This is a genomic window from Sedimentibacter sp., assembly GCF_032080165.1.
Taxonomy (GTDB): domain Bacteria; phylum Bacillota; class Clostridia; order Tissierellales; family Sedimentibacteraceae; genus Sedimentibacter.
The window spans coordinates 20,210-43,162 of the sequence record NZ_DAMASY010000009.1 but is presented as its reverse complement, the minus strand read 5'-3'; the positions used below and the strand labels follow the sequence as shown (position 1 = coordinate 43,162).

General features: G+C 33.2%; 22 protein-coding genes. 2 read left to right on the top strand and 20 right to left on the bottom strand.

Annotated elements, in window-relative coordinates:
- Positions 1-8: 8 nt before the first annotated feature.
- A complete protein-coding gene (locus tag RT412_RS12455) occupies positions 9-902 on the top strand; it encodes a fumarylacetoacetate hydrolase family protein (protein ID WP_313341253.1) in 894 nt (297 codons plus the stop codon).
- Here the strand turns inward: RT412_RS12455 and RT412_RS12450 are convergent.
- The 11 genes from RT412_RS12450 to RT412_RS12400 form a co-directional block, all read right to left on the bottom strand.
- A complete protein-coding gene (locus tag RT412_RS12450) occupies positions 899-1,282 on the bottom strand; it encodes a DUF4363 family protein (RefSeq protein ID WP_313341256.1) in 384 nt (127 codons plus the stop codon). The two genes, RT412_RS12455 and RT412_RS12450, sit on opposite strands and share 4 nt — an antisense overlap.
- Positions 1,283-1,285: 3 nt before the next feature.
- Entirely contained in the window at positions 1,286-1,924 is a 639-nt protein-coding gene (locus tag RT412_RS12445) for a DUF421 domain-containing protein (RefSeq protein WP_313341259.1), read from the bottom strand.
- A gap of 78 nt (positions 1,925-2,002) precedes the next feature.
- Positions 2,003-3,100: a PIN domain-containing protein gene (locus tag RT412_RS12440; protein WP_313341262.1), complete on the bottom strand. Its 1,098-nt coding sequence runs from the start codon at positions 3,098-3,100 to the stop codon at positions 2,003-2,005.
- A gap of 144 nt (positions 3,101-3,244) precedes the next feature.
- Positions 3,245-3,754, bottom strand: a complete 510-nt coding sequence (locus RT412_RS12435) for a CarD family transcriptional regulator (RefSeq protein ID WP_313341265.1) — start codon at positions 3,752-3,754, stop codon at positions 3,245-3,247.
- 209 nt (positions 3,755-3,963) lie between these two features.
- On the bottom strand, positions 3,964-4,887 hold the full coding sequence (locus RT412_RS12430; RefSeq protein ID WP_313341268.1) for a transketolase family protein: 924 nt from the start codon (positions 4,885-4,887) through the stop codon (positions 3,964-3,966).
- Entirely contained in the window at positions 4,880-5,698 is an 819-nt protein-coding gene (locus tag RT412_RS12425) for a transketolase (RefSeq protein ID WP_313341271.1), read from the bottom strand. The genes RT412_RS12430 and RT412_RS12425 overlap by 8 nt, the downstream gene beginning before the upstream one ends.
- A gap of 9 nt (positions 5,699-5,707) precedes the next feature.
- On the bottom strand, positions 5,708-6,352 hold the full coding sequence (fsa, locus tag RT412_RS12420) for a fructose-6-phosphate aldolase (protein WP_313341274.1): 645 nt from the start codon (positions 6,350-6,352) through the stop codon (positions 5,708-5,710).
- Complete coding sequence (locus RT412_RS12415; protein ID WP_313341277.1) at positions 6,353-7,126, bottom strand: WecB/TagA/CpsF family glycosyltransferase; 774 nt, start codon at positions 7,124-7,126, stop codon at positions 6,353-6,355.
- A gap of 2 nt (positions 7,127-7,128) precedes the next feature.
- Positions 7,129-8,181 carry a polysaccharide pyruvyl transferase CsaB gene (csaB, locus tag RT412_RS12410; protein ID WP_313341280.1) on the bottom strand — a complete coding sequence of 351 codons (1,053 nt, stop codon included), beginning with the start codon at positions 8,179-8,181 and terminating at the stop codon, positions 7,129-7,131.
- Positions 8,178-10,325, bottom strand: a complete 2,148-nt coding sequence (locus RT412_RS12405) for a DUF5693 family protein (protein ID WP_313341283.1) — start codon at positions 10,323-10,325, stop codon at positions 8,178-8,180. Before RT412_RS12405 ends, csaB begins: the two co-directional genes overlap by 4 nt.
- Positions 10,326-10,343: 18 nt before the next feature.
- Positions 10,344-11,180, bottom strand: coding sequence for a class I SAM-dependent methyltransferase (locus tag RT412_RS12400; RefSeq protein WP_313341286.1), 837 nt, complete (start codon positions 11,178-11,180; stop codon positions 10,344-10,346).
- Positions 11,181-11,371: 191 nt separating this feature from the next.
- On the opposite strand from RT412_RS12400, the gene RT412_RS12395 reads away from it, so the two are divergent.
- On the top strand, positions 11,372-11,860 hold the full coding sequence (locus RT412_RS12395) for a hypothetical protein (protein ID WP_313341289.1): 489 nt from the start codon (positions 11,372-11,374) through the stop codon (positions 11,858-11,860).
- 44 nt (positions 11,861-11,904) lie between these two features.
- On the opposite strand, the gene RT412_RS12390 is transcribed toward RT412_RS12395, so the two are convergent.
- From RT412_RS12390 to RT412_RS12350, 9 genes are all read right to left on the bottom strand, one after another.
- Entirely contained in the window at positions 11,905-12,501 is a 597-nt protein-coding gene (locus RT412_RS12390) for a hypothetical protein (protein WP_313370851.1), read from the bottom strand.
- Positions 12,502-12,522: 21 nt separating this feature from the next.
- Positions 12,523-13,149: a dephospho-CoA kinase gene (gene coaE, locus RT412_RS12385; RefSeq protein ID WP_313341295.1), complete on the bottom strand. Its 627-nt coding sequence runs from the start codon at positions 13,147-13,149 to the stop codon at positions 12,523-12,525.
- Complete coding sequence (gene polA, locus RT412_RS12380; RefSeq protein WP_313341298.1) at positions 13,136-15,856, bottom strand: DNA polymerase I; 2,721 nt, start codon at positions 15,854-15,856, stop codon at positions 13,136-13,138. The genes coaE and polA overlap by 14 nt, the downstream gene beginning before the upstream one ends.
- Positions 15,857-16,034: 178 nt before the next feature.
- Positions 16,035-16,613, bottom strand: coding sequence for a hypothetical protein (locus tag RT412_RS12375; RefSeq protein ID WP_313341301.1), 579 nt, complete (start codon positions 16,611-16,613; stop codon positions 16,035-16,037).
- Positions 16,614-18,017: a sodium:solute symporter family protein gene (locus RT412_RS12370; RefSeq protein WP_313341304.1), complete on the bottom strand. Its 1,404-nt coding sequence runs from the start codon at positions 18,015-18,017 to the stop codon at positions 16,614-16,616.
- A gap of 235 nt (positions 18,018-18,252) precedes the next feature.
- The gene (gene alr, locus RT412_RS12365; protein ID WP_313341307.1) at positions 18,253-19,410 is read right to left on the bottom strand and encodes an alanine racemase; all 1,158 of its coding nucleotides are present in this window, start codon (positions 19,408-19,410) and stop codon (positions 18,253-18,255) included.
- Positions 19,411-19,489: 79 nt separating this feature from the next.
- Positions 19,490-19,795 (bottom strand): hypothetical protein, encoded by a 306-nt coding sequence (locus RT412_RS12360; RefSeq protein WP_313341310.1) that lies wholly within the window; start codon positions 19,793-19,795, stop codon positions 19,490-19,492.
- A gap of 221 nt (positions 19,796-20,016) precedes the next feature.
- A complete protein-coding gene (gene nhaC / locus RT412_RS12355) occupies positions 20,017-21,444 on the bottom strand; it encodes a Na+/H+ antiporter NhaC (protein ID WP_313341313.1) in 1,428 nt (475 codons plus the stop codon).
- Between the two features lie 100 nt (positions 21,445-21,544).
- Positions 21,545-22,723, bottom strand: a complete 1,179-nt coding sequence (locus tag RT412_RS12350; protein WP_313341316.1) for a pyridoxal phosphate-dependent aminotransferase — start codon at positions 22,721-22,723, stop codon at positions 21,545-21,547.
- Positions 22,724-22,953 lie beyond the last annotated feature (230 nt).

The following is a 22,953-nucleotide window of genomic DNA, read 5'->3' as shown; positions in this document are numbered from 1 at the left end:
AGGTAATAATGTATTTATTAACGTATATTTATAAAAATAAAGAGTACATAGGGTTTTTGGATGAGGGAAAAAAAGGTATAATACCTGCTTCTAAGGTTTTTTCAGCATTAAATATTGATGAACCAAAAGATATGTTGGATCTTATTGATATTTTCGATAATATAGGTGCTGAAAAAATTAAAGAAGCATTATGTTTATGCGAAGCAGAAATAACACTGAATCAGATAAAAATATCTGCTCCTATACCTTATCCTCGGAGAAATATATTTTGCTTAGGAAAAAACTATCTTGATCATGTTCATGAGGTAAAAAGCTTAAAAAACGTTAATGCTGATGTACCTAAAAAACCGATTTATTTCAGCAAGGTCGCGTATCCTGCCATAGGTCACGAGGATTTTATAGATTCTCATTCTCATATCGTAAAGGATTTGGATTATGAAGTAGAATTAGCTGTAATTATCGGCAAAAAATGCAAGAATGTATCAAAGGATGACGCAGAAAATGTAATTTTCGGATATACAATTTGCAATGACATATCTGCAAGAGATTTACAGCAGGATCATATTCAATGGCACAAAGGAAAATCAGTAGATACTTTTACACCGCTTGGACCCTATATTGCACATAAATCGAATATATCATTTCCTCCGTGCTTAGAAATCAAAAGCTATGTAAATGATGAGCTGAGACAAAACTCAAACACAAGCCAATTAATATTTGATATACCGACAATTATCAGTGACCTTTCATCATGTATTACGCTGTATCCCGGAGATATTATACTAACAGGAACCCCGGCAGGTGTGGGAGCAGGTTTTAATCCGCCAAACTACCTGAAGCAAAGCGATGTTGTAAAGTGTTATATAGAAAATATAGGTGAACTTTCCAATACGGTTAATTAAAAAATATTACTTATCGTCAAACATTCATTTTCTTTAATAATATTAAATAAAATCATCATATGCTCAAGCTCTGCTTGAGCCTGTATTTTATCTTTATTTTTTATGTAGACATCGGTTTTTTTCATTGATGATTCAATGTTATCTAAATTTTTTTGAGATATGAAATAAGTCCAGATATTTTTAACTTCGCCCCATTTATCTATGTAAAGCCGTATATCTTTATCTGCTTTCTCCCATTGCTCATTTTCTATAATTTTTAATAAATCATTTATGCTTTCATTATAAAAATCAGTCATTGGCTCAATTGAGGTAAAGTGATACCATATCCATATTCCAATCATTAATAATAAAAATATTAAAGAAATAATCAGCATTTTCATAGCTTACCTCACATAAAAAACAAAATTATCATCTTCATCCACAAAACCGTACAATATATCTTTTGGCTTTAGCTTTTTCTTTTTCAATTCCTTTTCAAAATCCAAATAAGAAATATTGTGCTTTTTAAAATTATTATGCATTATCTGACCATCAAGTATTGTAGAAACCGGCAGCCTCTTGCATTTTGTTCCAGGTGGATCATCCGCTGCAATAATGCTCATTTCTCCGTTAGTTTCCACAATCAGATAATCTATATCGTTGATATTACAATATCCTTTTAATCTTATCTGACCTAAGACATCATTAACATTTATTCTCAGCTTTTTCATTTCTTTGACATTGAATCTGCCATGATCAAAAATAATTGAGGGCATTCCAGATATTATTTTTCTTGCACTATTGTTTTTTAAAGTAATGTACGATATTAAGCATTGTAAAAACATAATTGTTGCTATTGCAATAAATCCATGAAATAATGGCTCGCCTAAATCGCCTAAAGGTATAACCGCAAGTTCCGCAAGCATTAATGATACAACCAGATCAAATGGCTGAAGCTCGCCAAGCTCTCCTTTTCCCATTATTCTCATTGATATCAATAAAAATGTATATAATATCAGTGCTCTTACGGCAACTATAATCATAATTAACACCACCTAAAAACATAGATAAAGAAGGTACCCTTTACGAGTACCTTCTTATCATTATTAAATTATTGAATTTTATACCGCTTTATTAATTACATTTTTTAGCTTTGCAAAAATCATTCTGCCGGCTGCCGTCTGAAGCACACTTGTTACTGTTACTACAACCGAATCACCTATGCATTTTTTGCCGCCTTCTACTACTATCATAGTACCGTCATCCAAATAAGCAAGACCTTGACCTGATTCCTTGCCATCCTTAACAACCATAACATTCATTTCTTCGCCCGGTAATACAACCGGTTTTACTGCATTTGCCAATTCGTTTATATTTAATACTTCAACTCCTTGGAATTCAGCTACCTTGTTTAAGTTGAAATCATTTGTCAGCACTTTACCGCCAAGCTCTTTCGCAAGCTTCAGAAGTTTAACATCAACTTCAATGTTATCACCGTAATCCTTGGATTCAATAACAACATGTACATCATCATCCTTTTGAAGAATGTTCAAAATATCTAAACCTCTTCTGCCTCTGTTTCTTTTTAAGCTGTCTGACGAGTCAGCTATATGTCTTAATTCCTTTAGAACAAACTCCGGAATAATCAACGTTCCTTCCACAAAACCTGTCTTGCATATATCTGAAATTCTTCCGTCAATAATTACACTTGTATCAAGAATTTTAGGCGATATAATTTCTTTTTTAGAACCTTTTTCCTGTTTTTTAACTGTTGCAGCTGCTTTCTTTAAATTAATCTGCGGCCACAGCATATCATCTTTCTTTCCGGTGGATATTTTAATTCCTAAGTATCCGAACATTAAATATGACAAAATTGAAACAATCGTGCCCACATATTTAATATCCGAAAACGGTTGACTGATTAGAGCAGCAATTATAAATCCAACAATTAACCCAATTGCCCCCCATATAATATCCATTATAGAGAATTTCAGTAATTCCCTTTCAAAAGCTCCTACTATACTAAGTCCGATCTTTTTGATTTTAGAAGAAAAAAGAAAAAATATGATTCCAAAAGCTAAACTAATACCTAAAATTATTAATACATTTTGCAAACTTGTAAAATTGAGAAGTCCGTTCTGATTCAGCAATAATCCTATAAATGCACCAAATGATGCCCCCACAACAGTGATTACTGCTTTAACTATTTTATCAATCATATCCTCACCTCCTTTTAAGTATACCCATTATTTGTTATAATATTAAATGTAACATATTTTTTATTGTTTGGCTATAGCGTTTTATGAAATTATACATAATATTTATTAATTTTACCTTAATTTTGCAACAAAAAGAAATATGCACTAAAGCACATTGTCTTCCTGTGTTAGTGCATCTTCATTTATAATATTGTCCAAATAATCAGAAATACCCTTGCCGTCCTTATCAGTTGAAAGAGCTATTTCGCTAATCAACATCTGTTTAGCACTTACCAGCATTTTTTTCTCACCGGTTGACAATCCTTTTTCTCTGTCTCTGTACGTTAAATCTCTTACTACCTGGGCTACCGCAAATATATCTCCCGTCTTCATTTTTACTAAATTATCACGATATCTTTTATTCCAGTTTGAATCATTCAATACAGCAGCTTGCCTTAAAATATCATATACTTTTTCAACTTTGTCTTTTTCAATAATATTCCTAAGTCCTATATTATTAACGTTGTCTACCGGTATCATTAATTTCATTTCACCGATAGGCATCTTAAGTACATAGTAACTTTTGATTACACCTAATATTTCTTTTGACTCCATCGTTTCAATAACGCCGGCTCCATGCATTGGGTATACTACTTTGTCGCCTAATTTAAACATACAAATACCTCCTAAATTATAGTATACACCATTTGCAAAGATATGTCAAATCGAATATTATACCCTGTTGTCTACATTATGTCAATATAAAATTTTAATTTTTTTTGCTCTTTTTTTTACAATTTCATCTTATTTTTAATATTTTTGCCAAAAGAAAAACACGATTTTAATTACAAGTCATAATATAATAGGCTGTTGAAAAAGTTCGTCTATAGCATGCTCTTGCATGCTTCCACTATATTAGTATCTGTCAGTTGGTATTTTTCAAGTAAATCCTTCGGTTTCCCTGATTCGCCGAATTTATCCATTACACCTATTCTTTTAACTTTAACAGGATAGGTATCGGATAGAACCTCTAAGACAGCACTGCCAAGTCCGCCTATGATGCTGTGCTCTTCTGCCGTTACTATTTTTTTCGTTTCCATAGCAGCTTTTATAATAATCTCAGTGTCTATTGGTTTAATAGTATGAATATTAATTACTCTTGCATCTACGCCTTCTTCAGACAGCTTATTTGCTGCCTTCAAAGCTTCCTGAACCATTAAGCCGGTAGCGATTATTGTAACATCATTACCTTTTTTAAGCTCAACACCTTTTCCTAATTCAAATTTGTATGAATCGTCATAAACATCTTCAACTGCCATTCTTCCCAGCCTGATGTAAACAGGTCCGACATATTCAGCTGCGCTTAACACTGCTTGTTCCGCTTCAGCTGCATCAGCAGGACTGATAACCGTCATATTAGGTATACTTCTCATTAAGCTTATATCTTCTATTGCCTGATGTGAGCCGCCGTCTTCTCCTACAGTAAGGCCAGCATGAGTAGCAGCAATCTTTACGTTTAATTTAGGGTATGCTACTGTATTTCTTATAATTTCGAAGGCTCTTCCCGCAGCAAACATAGCAAATGTACTTGCAAACGGAATTTTCCCTGCCAAGGACATGCCTGCTGCTGTTCCTATAAGATTCTGTTCTGCTATACCCACATTATAGAACCTTTCAGGGCTGACCTTTTTAAACTCTGACGTCTTAGTTGATCCGGATAAATCCGCATCTAAAACCACTATGTCAGGATTGCCTGCAGCTAATTTTTTCAACGCCTCTCCATATGCTTCTCTTGTTGCTTTAGCCATTATACTCACCCCCTAATTCTTCCATTGCTATACAATACTCATCATTGTTCGGAGCTTTGCCGTGCCATCCCGCCTTATCCTCCATAAATGAACAGCCCTTACCCTTTATTGTTTTCGCAATAATCAATACAGGTTTTTCCTTTATAGTTTTTCTTTCCTCAAATGCCTTCTCAAGCGAAGAAAAATCATGACCGTCCACATGAATAACATGCCAGCCAAAGCCCTCAAATTTTTTATCTATCGGTTCCACGCTCATAACATCTTCGTTTCTACCATCTATCTGAAGCCCGTTATGATCCATTATAGCCGTTAAATTATCTAATTTGTAATGATTAGCAAGCATTGCTGCTTCCCAAATCATTCCTTCTTGTATTTCACCGTCTCCTAACAGTACAAACACTCTGTTTTTCCTGTTATCAAGCTTGAAAGCAAGAGCCATACCATTAGCAATAGATAATCCTTGACCTAAGGAGCCGGTTGAAGCTTCAACACCCTTTAATTTTTTCATATCGGGATGTCCTTGAAGCTTTGAATTAACTTGTCTCAATGTCTTCATTAAATCCTTGCTTACAAAACCCTTTTCCATTAATGCAGCGTATAATACAGGAGCACCGTGACCCTTTGATAATATAAAACGGTCTCTGTCATCATCATCAACGTCCTTAATATTCATTTCCTTAAAATATAAATAAGTTAAAATTTCAACTGAAGAAAGCGATCCTCCCGGATGCCCCGAATTTGCTGCATGAACCATAGTCAAAATATTTCTGCGCATATTTTTTGCTATGACACTTAATTCATCGTAGTTCATTTAATCCTCCTATTGTTTTCTATTTTCCCAATCTTTTAAAAATTGTTCTATTCCTTTGTCTGTCAATGGATGCTTCGTTAACTGCATCAATACCTTAAATGGAACCGTAGCAATATGGCAGCCGTATTTTGCAGCTTCAGTTACATGCATAGGATGTCTTATGCTTGCTGCTATTACTTCTGTATCAATATCATAATTCATAAATATATTTGTTATTTCTTCTATCAACTTAATTCCGTCACTATTAATATCATCTAATCTTCCTACAAAGGGGCTCACGTATGAAGCTCCTGCCTTTGCGGCCAAAAGAGCCTGACCCGCCGAGAAAACCAAAGTAACATTTGTCTTAATTCCTTCCTTATTTAAAACCTTCACAGCTTTAAGCCCTTCGTCAGTCATAGGAATTTTAATGACAATGTTTTTATGTATTTTAGAAAGTTCAACCGCTTCTCTTATCATGCCTTCAGAGTTTAAGCTTATAACTTCTGCACTTATAGGACCGTCAACTATATTTGTGATTTCACGAACAACTTCTTCAAATACCCTGCCTTCTTTTACAATTAAAGATGGATTTGTGGTTACTCCGCAAATAATACCCATGTCGTTTGCTATTCTTATTTCATCAACATTAGCCGTATCGATAAATAACTTCATTTAACCCTCCTTTATTTCCTTTATAATATCCTTACCGCCAAGGATAACCTTAACTATGAACATCGGAAGCAATATTTGTCTCTTAATCCTTTTAGGTTCTTTAATTAATCTATATAACCACTCAAGACCTAATTTTATGAATATATCAGGAGCTCTTTTAACCTTTCCTGCAAGACCGTCTAACGTGCCTCCGTTTCCAATGATTATCTTTGCATTAATTTTATCCCTGTTATACTCTATCCACTGCTCTTGTTTCTTAGCACCGAAACCGACAAATAAAATATCCGGCTCTGCTTTATTTATTTTATCTAATACAATTAACTCTTCGTCATCACCATTCTTACCTAAATGTGTGCCTTTGAAATATCCATGCTGACTTCCTGCAACATTGATGTTCGGATATTTTTTATGGACATTTTCCATTGCTTCTTCAGCAACCCCCGGTTTTCCTCCAACTACGAACAGCTTTAAATTATTGTCATTTGCCAACTTTAACATGTTCACTGATAAGTCATAACCGGCTACTTTTTCCTTTAAAGGATGCTTTTTAATTTTTGATGCATATATTAAACCGATACCATCTGGTACATTTATATGAGACTTATTTATTAAATCCATAAATTCTTCATCTTTATAGCACATCATTACAAATTCGGTATTGGGCGTATAAATTATGTATTGCTCTTTATTTTTTATTTTATTTTTAATTATTTCCATGGTTTCATTCATTGACTTATTGTCAATTCGAACACCCATTATACTTAATTTATCCATAACTATATTTCCTTTAGTATTTGGTAATTAACCTTAATTAGCTCTCTCAGCTTTGACACATTATCATATAGATTTTTTTTCTCTATATCCTCATTTTTTATTTTTTCTATTATTTCGTCATAAAGCAAATTCTCATCTATATTGTCAATACTTGATGAAACCTTCATATTGACGCTGTTTACAAAATGGTCAACCTTATGGTCGTATGAAACTGCTACGAAAGGTACATTTGCAGATGCTGCAAATATCAACGAGTGCAATCTTACTCCTACCAATACATCCATACTTTTGATAATATCAAATGCCTCGTTTGTAGTAAGACGTTCCTTATAATAAACAGCCTTTTCACCAAGATGATTTTCCACCTGATCAATCAGTTCTAAGTCCTCATTGTAGTAAAAAGGAATAAAGTAGCAATCTATATTATTTTCAATCAATTTTTTTGCTATTTTGCTTATTTTATTACTTACATCAGTATTCTTCCAATTTCTCAGAGAAAAACAAACTTTTTTTCTGCCACCTGTTTTATTGACGAAATTTTCGCCTGCTCTTAAATTTATAACAGGGTCTATGGATAAAAACACTTTATTTCTATCCAGTCCCATTTCTTCTAACAATTCCATCGAATGCTTATCTCTTACAGTTATATAATCAACTAATTTTAGTGTATTTTTAACCGCATTTTTGCTGTTTTTATTAATCAACGGTCCAATGCCCTGACTGAGCATAATTATTTTATTGCTCATCAGTTTGGCTAACCTGATTAAAAACAAATAATAATAAATGCTTCTTTTGCTTGTTATGTCCTGCAGCAAGCTTCCGCCGCCAAAAACAAGAGCATCTGCATTTCTTAGCTTATGGATAATCGAAAGCACATTATAGCGGTCTATAGTATCTATGTTGTATTTTTTACTTGTTATTTCTTTATTTCCTGATAAAACAACAATATTTTTTCTGTCGGTTATCTCCAGTATTTGTTTAAGTGTCATTTCTAATATTGCCTCATCACCTAAATTTCCAAACCCGTAATATCCTGCCAACAATATTTTTTTCACTTAAACCTCTCCTGTAATCTTAAGTATATTTTGTTAAATATGTCTATTATTATCACTGCAATTATACCGATAGCTATTCCGAATCCTAATGCGATTACTGTTCTTGCCAGTGATAAATATATTGGGGTTCTTAAATGTGAAAATGTATTAATTATTGAAGAAGTTCCCATAGCAGCTGCTAACATGAAAACTCCCGTAAAAAACTCGGATTTTTTGCTGGCTGCGTAAACTGCCGCAAAAATCGCGGGAAACGCAATCAGGAATTCCTTGGTTCTTGGTCTTGCCAATAATACATATTCCATAAAGTTTCTTGAAATCATTTCAATGCTTGACGGCTGTATGTTTGTTTCGTGCCCCGTTCTTGAAATATAAATATAAGCTGCAGCACCGATAATTCCAACTATAATTCCGTAATAGATTTTTACCTCTTTATTCAAAAATCTTGCGGTAGTTTTAACAACACTTTTAACTGATTCATCTTCCTCTTTATTCATAAAGTAAATTATGAACATAACTATAAAGATACCGAAAGGAAGTATTTGTGCAAACTTAACTCCTCTGAAAATATCCATCTCAAGGAAATATTTCACATCTGCAAGCATTGCATCAAGAAAGATCGCACCTACAAGGGAAATAATTACCGCTCCCGTTAATATCAGTGTTGAATACGAAATAATGTTTATGAATGAATATTTTTTTGTTTCACCATATATTTTTTTAATCTGAGCCATATAAAAGTAGATTCCCAAACCTGAAAAAATAACTGCTGCCGCAAATGCAAATCCTTTTTCGGCAATACCTCTTGCAACAAGGGGTATAAATGCTGCCGGGACTGCAAACAAATATAAATAGTTTGCCCTTGAGTCTTTTATATTAAACATTTTTATAAACAACAGCACTGCCGCTAAAGTTATACCAAAGGCTAAAACAGATAGTCTCTTTGAGCCCACATGAAATTCTTTCATCGGCTCAGCTTTGCCAAGCTTGATATTGTGCTCGCTTAATCTGTTTTTCAAACTGCTGAAGGTTCTTTCATATTCTTCGGCGTCAGTTAAATACTTATTGCTTTTCTGTTCTTCAAAGAACGGCTTAAAATAAATTGCTCTTATGTTACGTTCAGTTATTGCCCTGAACATTGTGTTTTCAATTTCTTCTGCACCTTCATAATTATAGTATTTATTTCTTTCTCTTATGTAATCCCACATGGTGAAGACTCTCATAGCGCTGTAGCCGGAATTTTCAACTAACTTATTTAATCCTTTTCCGTCTAAATGCTCTCTTTGAGTAGAGTTCTCTATCAGAGCTATCGCAATGTTGTTTTCCTTAACATAATCTAAGATGCTTTGCTCATTTTCGGGATATCCCAAGATTTCCTTGCTGCCAAGCAGGTATATCCTGGGCTCCAGATCATATTTCTCGTTTGTTGATTTGTATACATCAGCTAACTTTTCATTATATGTAGGGAAGTTAATAGGTCTCAATATGACATCCAAGCCGGAATCCTTTATCAAATTTATTTTTTCCTCATCATAGCCTATACCTATGTTCAGCAATCTTGAATCGACCACAATCTTTGATTCATAAACTCCTTTTCCCTCCAGATCCCAGATTTTCTGAATGTCAGAGTAATATATATCATCACTTGTACCCTTTAATACTATATAATAATCATCGTTCATATGATATGTATCAAAAAATGACCTATCATACCTTTCCGTTAACCCGCTGTTTAAATAATCAAACAATGATTCATCCTGTGTTGTTATAATCACGTCGTTGTTTTTTATACTACCTTCATCAACCATTGCTGAAATCTGTTCGTTGTAATCATTCTGCCAGTTGTAATTCTTTATCATCTCCGATACCATTTCAGCTCTTAGGGGCTTTCCTGATTCAATTAAAAGCTTAACCGTTTCTTCCGGTACTGCAACCGACTCGGCTCCATACTTTTTAAATTCTCTCAGCCACCAGCCTAAATCTTCTTCAGAGCTGTCGGCAAATTTTTTCATTTCGCTGTAATCTAATATAATTTCCGCTGTTTTATATTGCTTTTCTATTTCTGTTCTTTGGTAAATTGTATAAATCCCGATTAAAAGGGACAAGGATATTAGTACTAATACAATTTTATCTATTTTTAATTTCATTTTAACTCCCCACTCGATTTATTTTTTTAAAACACATACTACCATTTTAACAAGAAATTCCTTTATCCCCGGCAATTTAGCAGGATACTTAAATATATTCCTCAAGGGCTCCTCAGAATAATATTCCACTTTAAAATCGCTGTTTTCTATTATTTGTTTTGCCCTTTTTATTGTCATTTTATTAATATACGAAAAATATTCGGTCCCGTCAGCTCTCTTGCCGATTCTGAACTCAATTCGATCATTGCCGTCAGGCAAGTCCTTGACTAATTCTTTATATGTATTTATCAATGTTTTTTCGCTGAAGAACACATGAACCCAGGGCATTCCTATGGCATCACTTAAATGAGCACCGTAAGGGTGATTATATGGCGGGAAATTCAAATACAGCTTCCCGTTCTTTTTAAGAATTCTGTAGCATTCCTTAAGTACTTTTTCCGGTTCATCCACATGCTCCATGGCATCATTCATTATGACAGTATCGAAATATTCGTCTTCAAAAGGAGTATTTGAAGCATCTGCTCTGACAAATTCAAATTTATCCTCCATACCATACTTTCCTGCCAATTCCTCAGCTTCCTGTTTGTACTTACCTAATATTTCAACACCTACGATTTTTTCAACTCCCTTGGAAGCATAAAAAATTGTTTTGCCTGCAGCCCCGCAGCCAATATCCAAAACAACTTTGTCCTTAAACATTTCATCAACATCAGTATGCTTTAAATAAAATTTAATTGTATCGATTCCCTTTTCATATTGCCACTCTGCATAAGATTTTTTCCCTTCATTGTTTAAATTAAAAGGGTGTACAGGCAGTTTGAAAAACTTATTTACTGTCATACATAATTTCTGCATATTTTAACCTTCTTCATCATTTTTTTATTCCTTATGAATTATAACATTACAATCAGCTAAATTCAATGATTTGTTTCTTCTTATTGGCAAATTGTGCTACTGTTTTTAAGTCGATTTATGTTGAATAATTTATTATTTTGATATAAAATATTTTTAACCTGTCTTCATCATATAATTAAGGGAGTGGTAATTTGAAAAAAATACTGATTTTTACAGTTGTACTGTTACTGATTTTAACACCGGCGATTTTTGCTGCAGCCGGCGATTCAAACGACCCGATAGTGGTGTTAAGCTATTTAAACGATCGTATTAATAGTTTGATAAAGGATTATAGCTTAGGAGACATTCAGACAATTAAAGAACAAGTGAATAAACTAAGTACAGGCGGTTCTTCAACAGGTTCAGGCACAGCTGCAAGCTTAGAGGTTGTTGAAATTAAAGATGGTGAAAGATTAATAGGAGGCGCCGGAACAGAGCTTATATTAAGAGGCGGAAAGGCAACTATTATCGGAAGCGAATTAGGCGGTCTTGCTAATATTACTGTCGGTAAGGATTTTGTTTCAGGCATGGAAGCCGTTCCGAATAATCTGATGATAGTTCCGCGAGATGACGGCAGAGGTGTTTATACCGACTCATACGCTGTTTTCATGGTAAGAGGTACATACGAAATAATAAAATAAGTGAAATAAAATGAAAAAACAAGAGATAAGCTCTTGTTTTTTCATTATTTGGTTAACCCTTCTATTATTCTTACAAACTCATCAGTCGCTTCATATCCCTGTAGCTCTGTCTTATTGTTCTTCTTGCTGAATTCATTAAAATACTTTTCCTTGACATATACTGTTTTTTCTTCAATATCATAATACAAGTCAAAATTATATTCATTTTCGTCCTTAATAAATAATTTACGGTCTTCAACGGTGAAATTTGCATCAATCCAATAATATCCGTTTTCCTTTAAAGGCAAATCCTTAACTTTAGATTTTGCATTGGATTTAATGAGATTATCGAATAAACGCTTGACATCATTAGATTTTTCTTTATCCTCTGTCTTAGTCCCGTCAATTATATTAAGCTGTATAATATTTTCATGTTGATTGGAATATCTTATACCATCGTTTGAATAAACGCTATAATCAACATCTGACACGCTGTTAACCGAACCTGATATTTGGGTTATTTTTGAATTTAACGCTTCTTCAACAACTCCTATATAATCATTTTTCTTGAAAAATTTAAACACTAAGACAATTAAAACAACAAGTATTAAAAGCAATAATAAAATACGTCCGTAATTAATTCTTTTCCTTTTTGAATACATATTTCGCCGTCTTGCCATAGCTCACCAACCTATACCTTTTATTTTAAGAAGCTCATTAATTCTAATTCTGAGTTCCTCAATTGTACCTTCATTATCAATCACTTCATTGACCATTGATACCTTTTCATCAATAGGTATTTGCTTTTTTATAATATTTAATACATCATCCGGATTTTTATTTTCTTGTATGGCTCTTTTTCTCAATCTTTCAATTTGAACATCGGGACTTACATATATTAACCATATTTCATCAAATTTTAATTCATAATATTTATTTTGTTTTATATTTTCTAATATTAAGGGAATATCTAAAAATATTACTTCGTCCTCATTTTCATTTATTTCCTTGTTAAGCTCCATAAGCACATAGCTATGGACTATTTCATTTAAAATATACAGCTTTTCATTATCGTTAAAAACAATTTTCCCAAGCTTATGTCTGTTTATTGTACCGTCTTCATTTAATATCTGCTTGCCGAAAGCCTCCGTTACATGATTGTAGAGAAGGCTGTCAACTGTATATCCTTCGTGGACTATTTTATCAGAATCAATCACTTTAAATCCAAAGCTTTTTATTATGTTAACTGCAGTTGTCTTGCCTGTACCTATACTTCCCGTAATTACGATAACCCTTTTATTTTGCTTCATACCAGCTTCCGCCCACATTAATATCTGATTCGAGACGAACCTTGAAATTATCAACTACATTTTCCATTTCTTCTTTTATAATTTTTTTAACTTCATTCAATTCTTCCTCAACAGCTTCCACTATAAGCTCATCGTGAACCTGCAATATTAACCTTGATTTCATGTTGTTATCTTTTAATTTTTTATAAACTCCGACCATTGCTGCCTTTATAATATCGGCAGCAGTACCTTGGACAGGAGTATTGAGGGCTATTCTTTCACCAAATGAGCGAATGTTAAAGTTTCTTGACGATAATTCCGGAATATATCTCCTTCTGCCAAAATATGTTGTAACGTAACCGTCCTTTTTCCCAAATTCAACTATATCCTTCATATACTTATCAATATTTGAATAAAATGAAAGATAATTATCTATATATTGCTTAGCTTCTTTTCTCGGTATATTCAAATCCCTGCTCAATCCAAAGTCACTGATTCCGTATACTATACCGAAGTTAACTGCCTTTGCTCTGCTTCGCATTATCGGAGTAACTTCCCCAATATCCACATGGAAAACCTGTGAAGCAGTCTTTGTGTGTATGTCTACATTATGCAAGAATGCATCTATAAGATTTTGTTCATTTGCAAGGTGAGCTAAAACTCTCAATTCAATCTGGGAATAGTCGGCATCGCAAAGCACATAACCATCCTCTGCAACAAAGGCTTTTCTTAGCTCTCTTCCTTCTTCCGTCCTGGTGGGGATATTTTGAAGATTTGGCTCGGTACTTGAAATTCTGCCTGTTGCAGCAATTGTTTGATTGAATACTGAATGAACTCTTCCCGTCTTTGTATCTACTACATTTTTCAATCCTTCAACGTAGGTAGAGTTTAGCTTAACCATTTGCCTGTATTCAACTATTGAACCAACCATTTCGTGTTCAGATTTAAGTCTGTCAAGAACCTCTGCATCTGTCGATATACCTGTCTTTGTTTTCTTTATGATCGGGAGACCTAATTTTTCAAACAATATAACCGAAAGCTGCTTAGGAGAATTAATATTGAATTTCTCTCCTGCCATTTCGTATATTTCTTTTTCTAAATACTGTATTTTTCTCTGGAAATGATTTCCTAAGCCATCCAAGACATTTAAATCAACCTTGAAGCCCACATATTCCATATATGCTAAAACTTCAATTAAAGGAAGCTCAATTTTTTCATAAAGCTCAGTCATTTGAAGCTCTTCAATTTCTGTCTTCATTAAGCTTTCACACCTAATAACGGTGCTTAAATAATTATATATATACTCTTTCTTTTTATCTAAGCTTAACTCTTTAAATGAAATTTTTGACCTGCCGGTTCCCAATATGTCATTTTCAGATAATAATTCTTCTTTTAAATATTCGTATGCAATTTTATCGATTGAATATGAGCTTTCGGAAGGATTTAACAGATATTTTCCTATTTCAGAGTCAAATGTAATATTATTTAAATCAATTTTATGTTTCATTAAATAAATAACTTCATTTTTGATGCTGTGACCTATAATAGATATTTCGTTACTTTCAAAAATATTTTTCAAACTGCTCAATACTTTTTCTTCACTTAATTTTTCTAAGTCTATATAATAAATATCAATTCCGTCATAAATTCCAAGGGCTATTGCCTCACTGTACAAAGCTCTGTCATTATCTAAAAGGAACTTTATTGCTGCTTTTTTACTTTTTTTTATATTACCTATTATATTTTTTATATCGTCTTCGACTTCTAAATAATTAATTCTTACAGAATTTTTATTAACAATTACATCGCTCTTATCATCCTCATTATCAAATAAGGACATCTGAGTTTCTATCTTGCTTTGAATTTTTTCTTCACCTATTCTTTTCTTGAATGTTCTGAATTCAAGCTCATCATATAAGTCAGACAGCTTTTTATAATCAGGCTCCAAAACCTTGTATTCATCCAAGTTAAACTCAATGGGAATATCAGTTATAATAGTTGCAAGTGTTTGGCTCATATATGCCTGCATTTTGTCGTTTTCAAGCTTTTCTTTCAGTTTTCCCTTTATATTATCAATATTTTCATACAGATTATCCAAATTGTTATACTCCTGGATGAGCTTAAGTGCAGTTTTTTCACCTACGCCGGATACTCCCGGAATGTTATCTGACTGATCTCCCATCAGTGCTTTCAAATCTATAAATTGTAACGGTGTTATTCCATACTGGATATTCATTTCTTCAATACTCATTTCCTCAGTATTTGTAACACCTTTTTTAGTTAAAATAACTTTAGTGTTTTTGTCTATAAGCTGTAAATAATCCTTGTCGCTTGTAACTAAATAAACATCATCCACCAATTCTTTAGCTGCATTTGCAAATGTGCCTGCAACGTCATCGGCTTCAAATCCATCTATTTCTACACATTTTATATTATGTATATCCAAGACATCTCTTATAAGCTGAAACTGTTCCACCAATTCATTTGGTGCTTTTGCTCTTGTTGCTTTGTAATCCTTGTACTGCTCATGTCTGAATGAAGGTTTCTTAGGATCAAAGGCAACACATATATACTCAGGAGAATATGTATCTAAAAGTTTATACAACATGCTTAAAAATCCATAAACTGCATTTGTATATTGTCCTTTTTTGGTTTTCAAAGGAGGCATAGCATAAAAAGCTCTAAACAATAAGCTATTGCCGTCCAATATCATAATTTTATTATTCATGGTATCTCCTTGTATCGATATTAAAGTTTTTATTCTTTTAATTATAACAATTTATTACAAACGGGTAAAGCAATATTTTTATTTGAGTTTCCACATTTTAAAAGATCATGCTATAAAACAAAACTAATTCATATAAAAAACAGATAACCAAAGCCAACCATGGTTACCCATTAATTTACTAAATAATATATTGATTATAAATATCATTAAATGTGTCAGAAACAATGTTGCTTTGTCTGAGTATATTATTATATAACTTCTCCAATTTCTCATTAAATTCTTTGTCGCTAAAATTAGAGCTATTGCTTCTAAATTTATCAATTTCATTTAAGTATTCTTCAATACTCTCTATTAATGGATTTATTTCTTCCATACATAGCATATTTTCCTGATATTTAAATTCAAAATTATTTAACTTGTCAATGTTAGAAACAACATCCTTTTTTTTCTTATCGTAATCCTGCCAAACCTTTGTACTGAACTCATATGGATTGCTTTTGATGTTATTATCAATAAAACGTGCTATTTCTGTAAATTTTGCAGCTAATCTGTTGTAATCTTTTATTACATTATTATACTCATTTGCAAATTCGTTGTTATTTTTAACTTTATCTAAGTTATTAACACTACAAGAGGGAAGAATTAATATAATAAGGAATAATATTAACCATAATATTTTTTTATACTTTAAGCAGACGACCCAAATCTTCCGATTTGGTGTCGGTCGCTTATACTGTAAGTGCAATGATAATTTCATTTAATTTGCCTTAAATTCTATCTTATCTTTAAACATAGAATTAAAAACTAATGCTGAAACAAAAGCAACAATTACAGATGCGTAAGTTTCAGTTAATGCCTCATGAATGGGGAATGAACCTGTAATTGATTTATACGCTACCCAGAATACACCTACTACACCAGTTGTTATCATAGCATAAACCGCTCCTTTTTCCGATGTCTTCTTTCCGTAAATGGCCAATAACAATATAACGAAAATTGATCCTCTAATAGTATATGCAAAATATACCATATCCAGTATCATTGTACTTCCATACATAAGTATTGCAAGAAATATACAGACTAAGCCGGCAATTCCGGTGGATATCCTGGATACTCGCAGTATTTTTTTGTCATCAGCACTTTTATTAATTTTTCCTTCATATAAGTCTTTTGTAAACATTGTTCCGGATGCTAATATTATAGGTGAAACCGTTGACAATATTGCTGCCATTATGGAAGCCAGTACAATACCGCCGGCAACCGGATGAAGGTCCATCATAAGTGTTGGAAGTGCAAGTTTAGCATTGCCTAACTCCGGATATTGTACCCTAGCAGCCATGCCAAGAAGTGCCGTTAAAATACCAAATGGAGCTACTGCAAAAGCAGTTATAACTGCAGCTTTTTTTGCAACATTAATATCTTTTGCTGCAAGTATAGGCTGAATTCCTGCTTGAGCCGTACAAGCTCCCAATATTGAAGCAATAATCCATGATGAAACTTTTGGTACACCTATTCCAAACATTGAAAAGAATGGATTTGCCGGTAACGCTCTTTGTAATCCTGCTAAACCTCCGGTATTACCTCCTACAAGCATCAAAGCTAACAATGTACCACCGTACATAGCTGCTAAGTGCATTACATTTGTAGAGGCTACCGCATTCATACCACCTGCCAAAGTATAAAAAATAAATCCTATTCCCAATATAATTACTGAAATATTATAGTCCAATCCAAGTACTGTAACTCCAAGTGTACCTGCGGCAATTATCTGCGATGTGCCAACCATTACCATAACAAATATCAGCATTACACTTGCTACAGTTCGTGCATTGGTGCCAAGAAACTTTTCTACAATTCCTGGAACCGTAACAGTATCCAAACTTCTATATAATTTAGCAAAAAAAATCGCTAACACCATTACACCAACTCCATTTGCTATTGTATACCATGAACCGGAAATTCCATATGTAAATCCGTATTCTGCGACACCTGTTGTAGATGTTCCTCCTAGCCATTCTCCTGTGCCTGCAGCTACACACATTAATATACCTAGCCCTGCTCCATGAAATGAGTCGGAACTTTTAGAATGTTTAAGAGAATGTATTCCAATTCCTATAGTAAGTGCAAAATAAATAAGAATAATTAAAAACTGTACAGACATTTTGTATTTCTCCTTTATTATTATAATTTACTATGTATTATGCAAGATATATGCCAAATTCCCTACTGTTTAAAGATTATAAATTAAACGTTAATATTTCAACACTATTTCATAACAGAGTATTTTAATATATAGTATGTTTAAATGTTATACATAATTGTTTGTTTATATTTTTAACATCAACTATATTAAGAATTTAACCTATGCATATTGCGGATTAGAGAACACTTTCTTATTAATCTATTAAATGATCTACAATCTTACATATATTTCCGTTTTTTGTATATACTCTGGGTGTCCTTCGTGATATCCGGCTTAGTATTTCCCCTCTGGTCACATCCAATAGCTGCGATGCCTGTTCAATAGTAATAGAACCATTCTTTCCATCTCCAAAAATAATAACTTCATCACCTATTTTTGCATTTGGAATATCAGTCAGATCTATCATACATTGATCCATACAAACCCTTCCTACTACCTTTGCCTTTTTGCCGTTTACGATCATATATCCTAATCCTCCGCTAAATTTTCTGGAGTAACCATCTGCAAATCCAAAAGGTAATGTTCCAATCACAATATCCTTATCCGCTTTCCATGCATACCTATATCCAACTCCTTCGCCTTTTCTTACATTTCTGATACTGCATATTCTTGTTTTTAATATCAATGCCTGTTTTAGAAAAACGTTTTCTTTGTTGTATGGTTTTATCCCGTAAATGACAGTACCTGGCCTTACCATATTAAACCGGTACTCAGGATATGCTATAGTTGCTATACTTTCACATAAGTGTTTATATTTAAACTCATAGCCTTTTGATTCTATTTCTGAAATTGCTTGGATAAACTTTTCATATTGTTCTTTATCGTCTTCTGTACTTGCCTGAGCCAAATGAGAAAATATTCCTTCAACACATATATTCTTTAATTCCAATATCTTCCTGATTTCTTCAATGCTTTCTCTTTTATGTTCATATCCTAATCTATGAAGTCCCGTATCATATTTTATATGAACAATCGGCTTTTTGCTGCTGTATTTACCAAGTTCATCCAATATTTGGGCTTGTTCTATTGAATATATTGTTTGTACAATATCATTATCTACAACATAATGCAAAACCTCATTGGGAGTATATCCTAAGATAAATAATTTATAATCTTTATAAAGTTTCCTTAATTCCAATGCTTCCGTCAATGTAGCTACTGCAAGATAGTCTGCACCATTTTCTATCATGATTGGTGCTATCGTAGACGCGCCATGACCGTAGCCATCGCCTTTAATAACAGTCATCATGGATACATCATTTCCGATCATTTCCTTTATTATTCTTACATTATGTGCAATACTATCAAGATTTATTTCTGCTACAGTATCTCTTAATACTTCATAATTCATTATTATATCCCTCCTATCTTTATTTTTATAATCAGTAGGGCTGTACTTCTATTATTATTTATAGGTTATTATCAGTTTATTAAAATTTCCTATGAGCTAATCTTCCTAATAATGAAGCAATCATAATAAACACTATACTAATAAACCATGTTTGTAGGCCTCTATTGAACAATACGAGATTGATACCTGAAAATATTAGCATTACACTACCAATTAGACATATAATATTTTTTAATTTTTTGCTCAATCTAAAAATATCTAAAAAATATATAATGGATAATTTCAGCCCAAGCATAAGTATCAATATACCTGCTACATCTGCTATTATTAAATAAGAACTAATTCCGGTATTATTCCTCTGTGAAAAAAAATAATTAAAATCCATTTTTCCCTCCTTAATAAATATAATCCAATATTATAATTTTAGATCTGCCTAATATCTTCAATAAGGGCATTGCTTGTCATTAACGATTTCAGTGAGAGATTGTAATCCCACTTAGTTATATTTCCGGATAGATTAATTACTACCGTTTGATGATAATAGGAGAAGAAATTTCTTCTCCTATCACTATGCTAATAGCAAATTGTTTTATAAAATGATAAAGTTTAAACTCCTGTTAATGCTTCTTTTCTTTCTAATTCCTCAAGTTCTTCATCAGTATATTTCTTCATTGAGAATCCCGTGAATCCGTAAATTATAGAAATTATTGGAGTTAGGTAGTTTATGAAACAATACGGAGCGTATACAACTGTTGGAACTTGTAACATAGTAGCTGTGTATACACCGCTTCCGCCCCACGGAATCAAAGGTGCTACTAATGTACCTGCATCCTCCAAAACCCTTGATAAGTTTTCAGGTTTTAATTTAAACTCTCTGAATAACGGTGACATTAAGGTTCCAGCCATAACATGTGTAAATGCCATTGAACCTCCAACCGAAAGACCCAATATACATATTATAATAGTATTAGTAACAAGAACTCCTACCGATTTAATATATTCAGTAAGTTTATTTACAATAGCAGGCAACACACCGGATACTCTTAGCATACCTCCCAATCCTAACCCTGCTATCATAATAGTTGCTAACTCTTGCATTCTTACAATACCGCCACGATTTAACAAATTGTTTAAGAATTCATTTCCAAATTCTCCGGAAAAACCGGTATACAAAGTAGCGGCTGCATCGTTTAAAGTTTGACCTTGATATAAAACAGCAACGGTTACTCCAAGTACTCCACCAATCAGAATAGAAGTAACAGGTGATTGCCGCATTACAAGAAGTGTTATAACAACTATTGCCGGTATATATACAACAAAACCTACATTAAATATTCCGGATATTGCATCCATTAAGCTTTGTACACTATGCATGTCTGCACTGCCTGAACCGTATTTAAAACCAAACACAAGAAAAATAATTGCTGAAAGTACATACGCAGGACCGGTAGTATAAATCATATGTTTTATATGAGTTATAACATCTGTACCCGCAACAGCAGGACACATATTTGTAGTGTCCGACAAAGGTGACATTTTATCACCAAAAAATGCTCCGCAAACTACAGCTCCGGCTGTCATTCCCGCAGGAATTCCCAACCCTTCACCAATTCCCATACATGCTAAACCCGCTGTTGCAAGCGTTCCCCAAGAAGTACCTGTAGCAAGCGAAACGATAGAACAAAGAAACAAGGTTGTAATCAAGAAGAATGTTGGTGACATTATTTTTAATCCTAAATAGATTAATCCGGGAACTGTCCCTGATGCTATCCAAGCGCCTGTTAATGCACCTACTGCTAATATAATCACAACTGCTTCAAACCCTTTTCTAATCATGTCAAAGCCGCCATTTTGCAGTTCAGAATATGATATTCCAATTTTTTTAGCAAATGGCACAACAATTAGCCAGCATAAAAATAACAACGTTGGTAATTTGATCTTGTAAATAAGTATTCCAATCATCATGACAGCAACAATTAGTCCCATGCATAAGGCAGCCATGCCAAACGACATCTTAGATCTTTCTTTTTCCATTGTAATCCTCCTATTTTTAATGGTAATATCTCTATGATATTCCTATAATTTATATATAAGGGTTCTATCCCCCCTATTTACATCATGCCAATAAGCTATACTATTTATTTCTTAATTTATTTAAAGCTGTCATCATTCTTTCCATCCCCTGATCTATCTCTTCATAAGATGCAGAAAATGCAATTCTTATATGACCTTCTCCGGCTGCTCCGAAAGCTGATCCCGGGACAATAGCTACTCTCGCTTCATGTAACAGATGCATACATAGTTCTTTTGAATCAAGACCAAATTCTTTAACAGATGGGAAAATATAAAAAGCACCCTTCGGTCTGACATATGATATCTTATTCTCATCAAAATATTTCATAATCAAACGTCTTCTTCGGTCGAACTCTTTTACCATATCTTCTACGCACTTCTGTGAATCTGTTAATGCTTTTGCTGCTCCAATCTGAACAAACGTATTAGGGCAACTTACCATGTGCTGATGAATTTTAAATATACCTTTATAAAGTTCCTGCGGGATAATAAGATATCCGATTCTCCAACCATCCATAGCATATGTTTTCGAAAAACTACCTATGATAATGGTTCTCTCTTTCATTCCCGGAACTTTTGCAATAGGTAAATAATCAACATCATCATAAAGAATTTTATCGTAAATATCGTCTGCTATAACTATAAGATTATGCTTTATTGCCAATTGAGAAATTTTAATAATTGTCTCTTTATCGATAACTTGTCCTGTAGGATTATTGGGAGAAGTTAGGATTATAGCTTTAGTTTTAGGAGTAATATACTTATCCAACACTTCTGCCTTGACAATAAATTCATCTTCATCGCTAATAGGAACGTTTATCAACTTGGCACCTGCCAAGAATGATAAACCTCCATAATATACATACATGGGCTCAGGTGCAATAATTTCATCCCCCGGATTTAATATTCCTTGCAAAGCTGAATATATTGCCTGAGAAGCACCTACTGTTGCAATAACCTGATTAGGTTCGAATTGCAATTGATAGTCCTCATAATACCTACGGCAAACCGCTTCCTGAAAAATTAAGGATCCGGCACTTGAAGTGTAATGTACCAAACCTTTGTCAAGGGCTTGTTTTGCAGCTTCCTTTATATGCTCCGGAGTATCAAAATCCGGTCTGCCCACTGTAAAGTCAGCCACTTCAACACCTTGCTTTTTCAATGCACTAGCTTGATCTAAAACCTCTCGTATTTTTGATGGATAAATACCATTAGTTCTGTCTGCGATTTGTAAAGTCATTTTTTTACCTCCAATAATTTAATTTTCTTTATTATTATCTTTTACAACGTTTTCCCCCCTTGTTAATTGTCTGAATCTTATGTTTACAAAATATTCAAAACTATTTCAACTTAATTGATAGCAACTTTTATGCCAACATATATTTATGCTTATGTATTAACTGTAAATGACTGATAGGCTCACAAAACGTTTATTAAAGTGTTTAGGTCATTATGAAATTGTTAAATTTA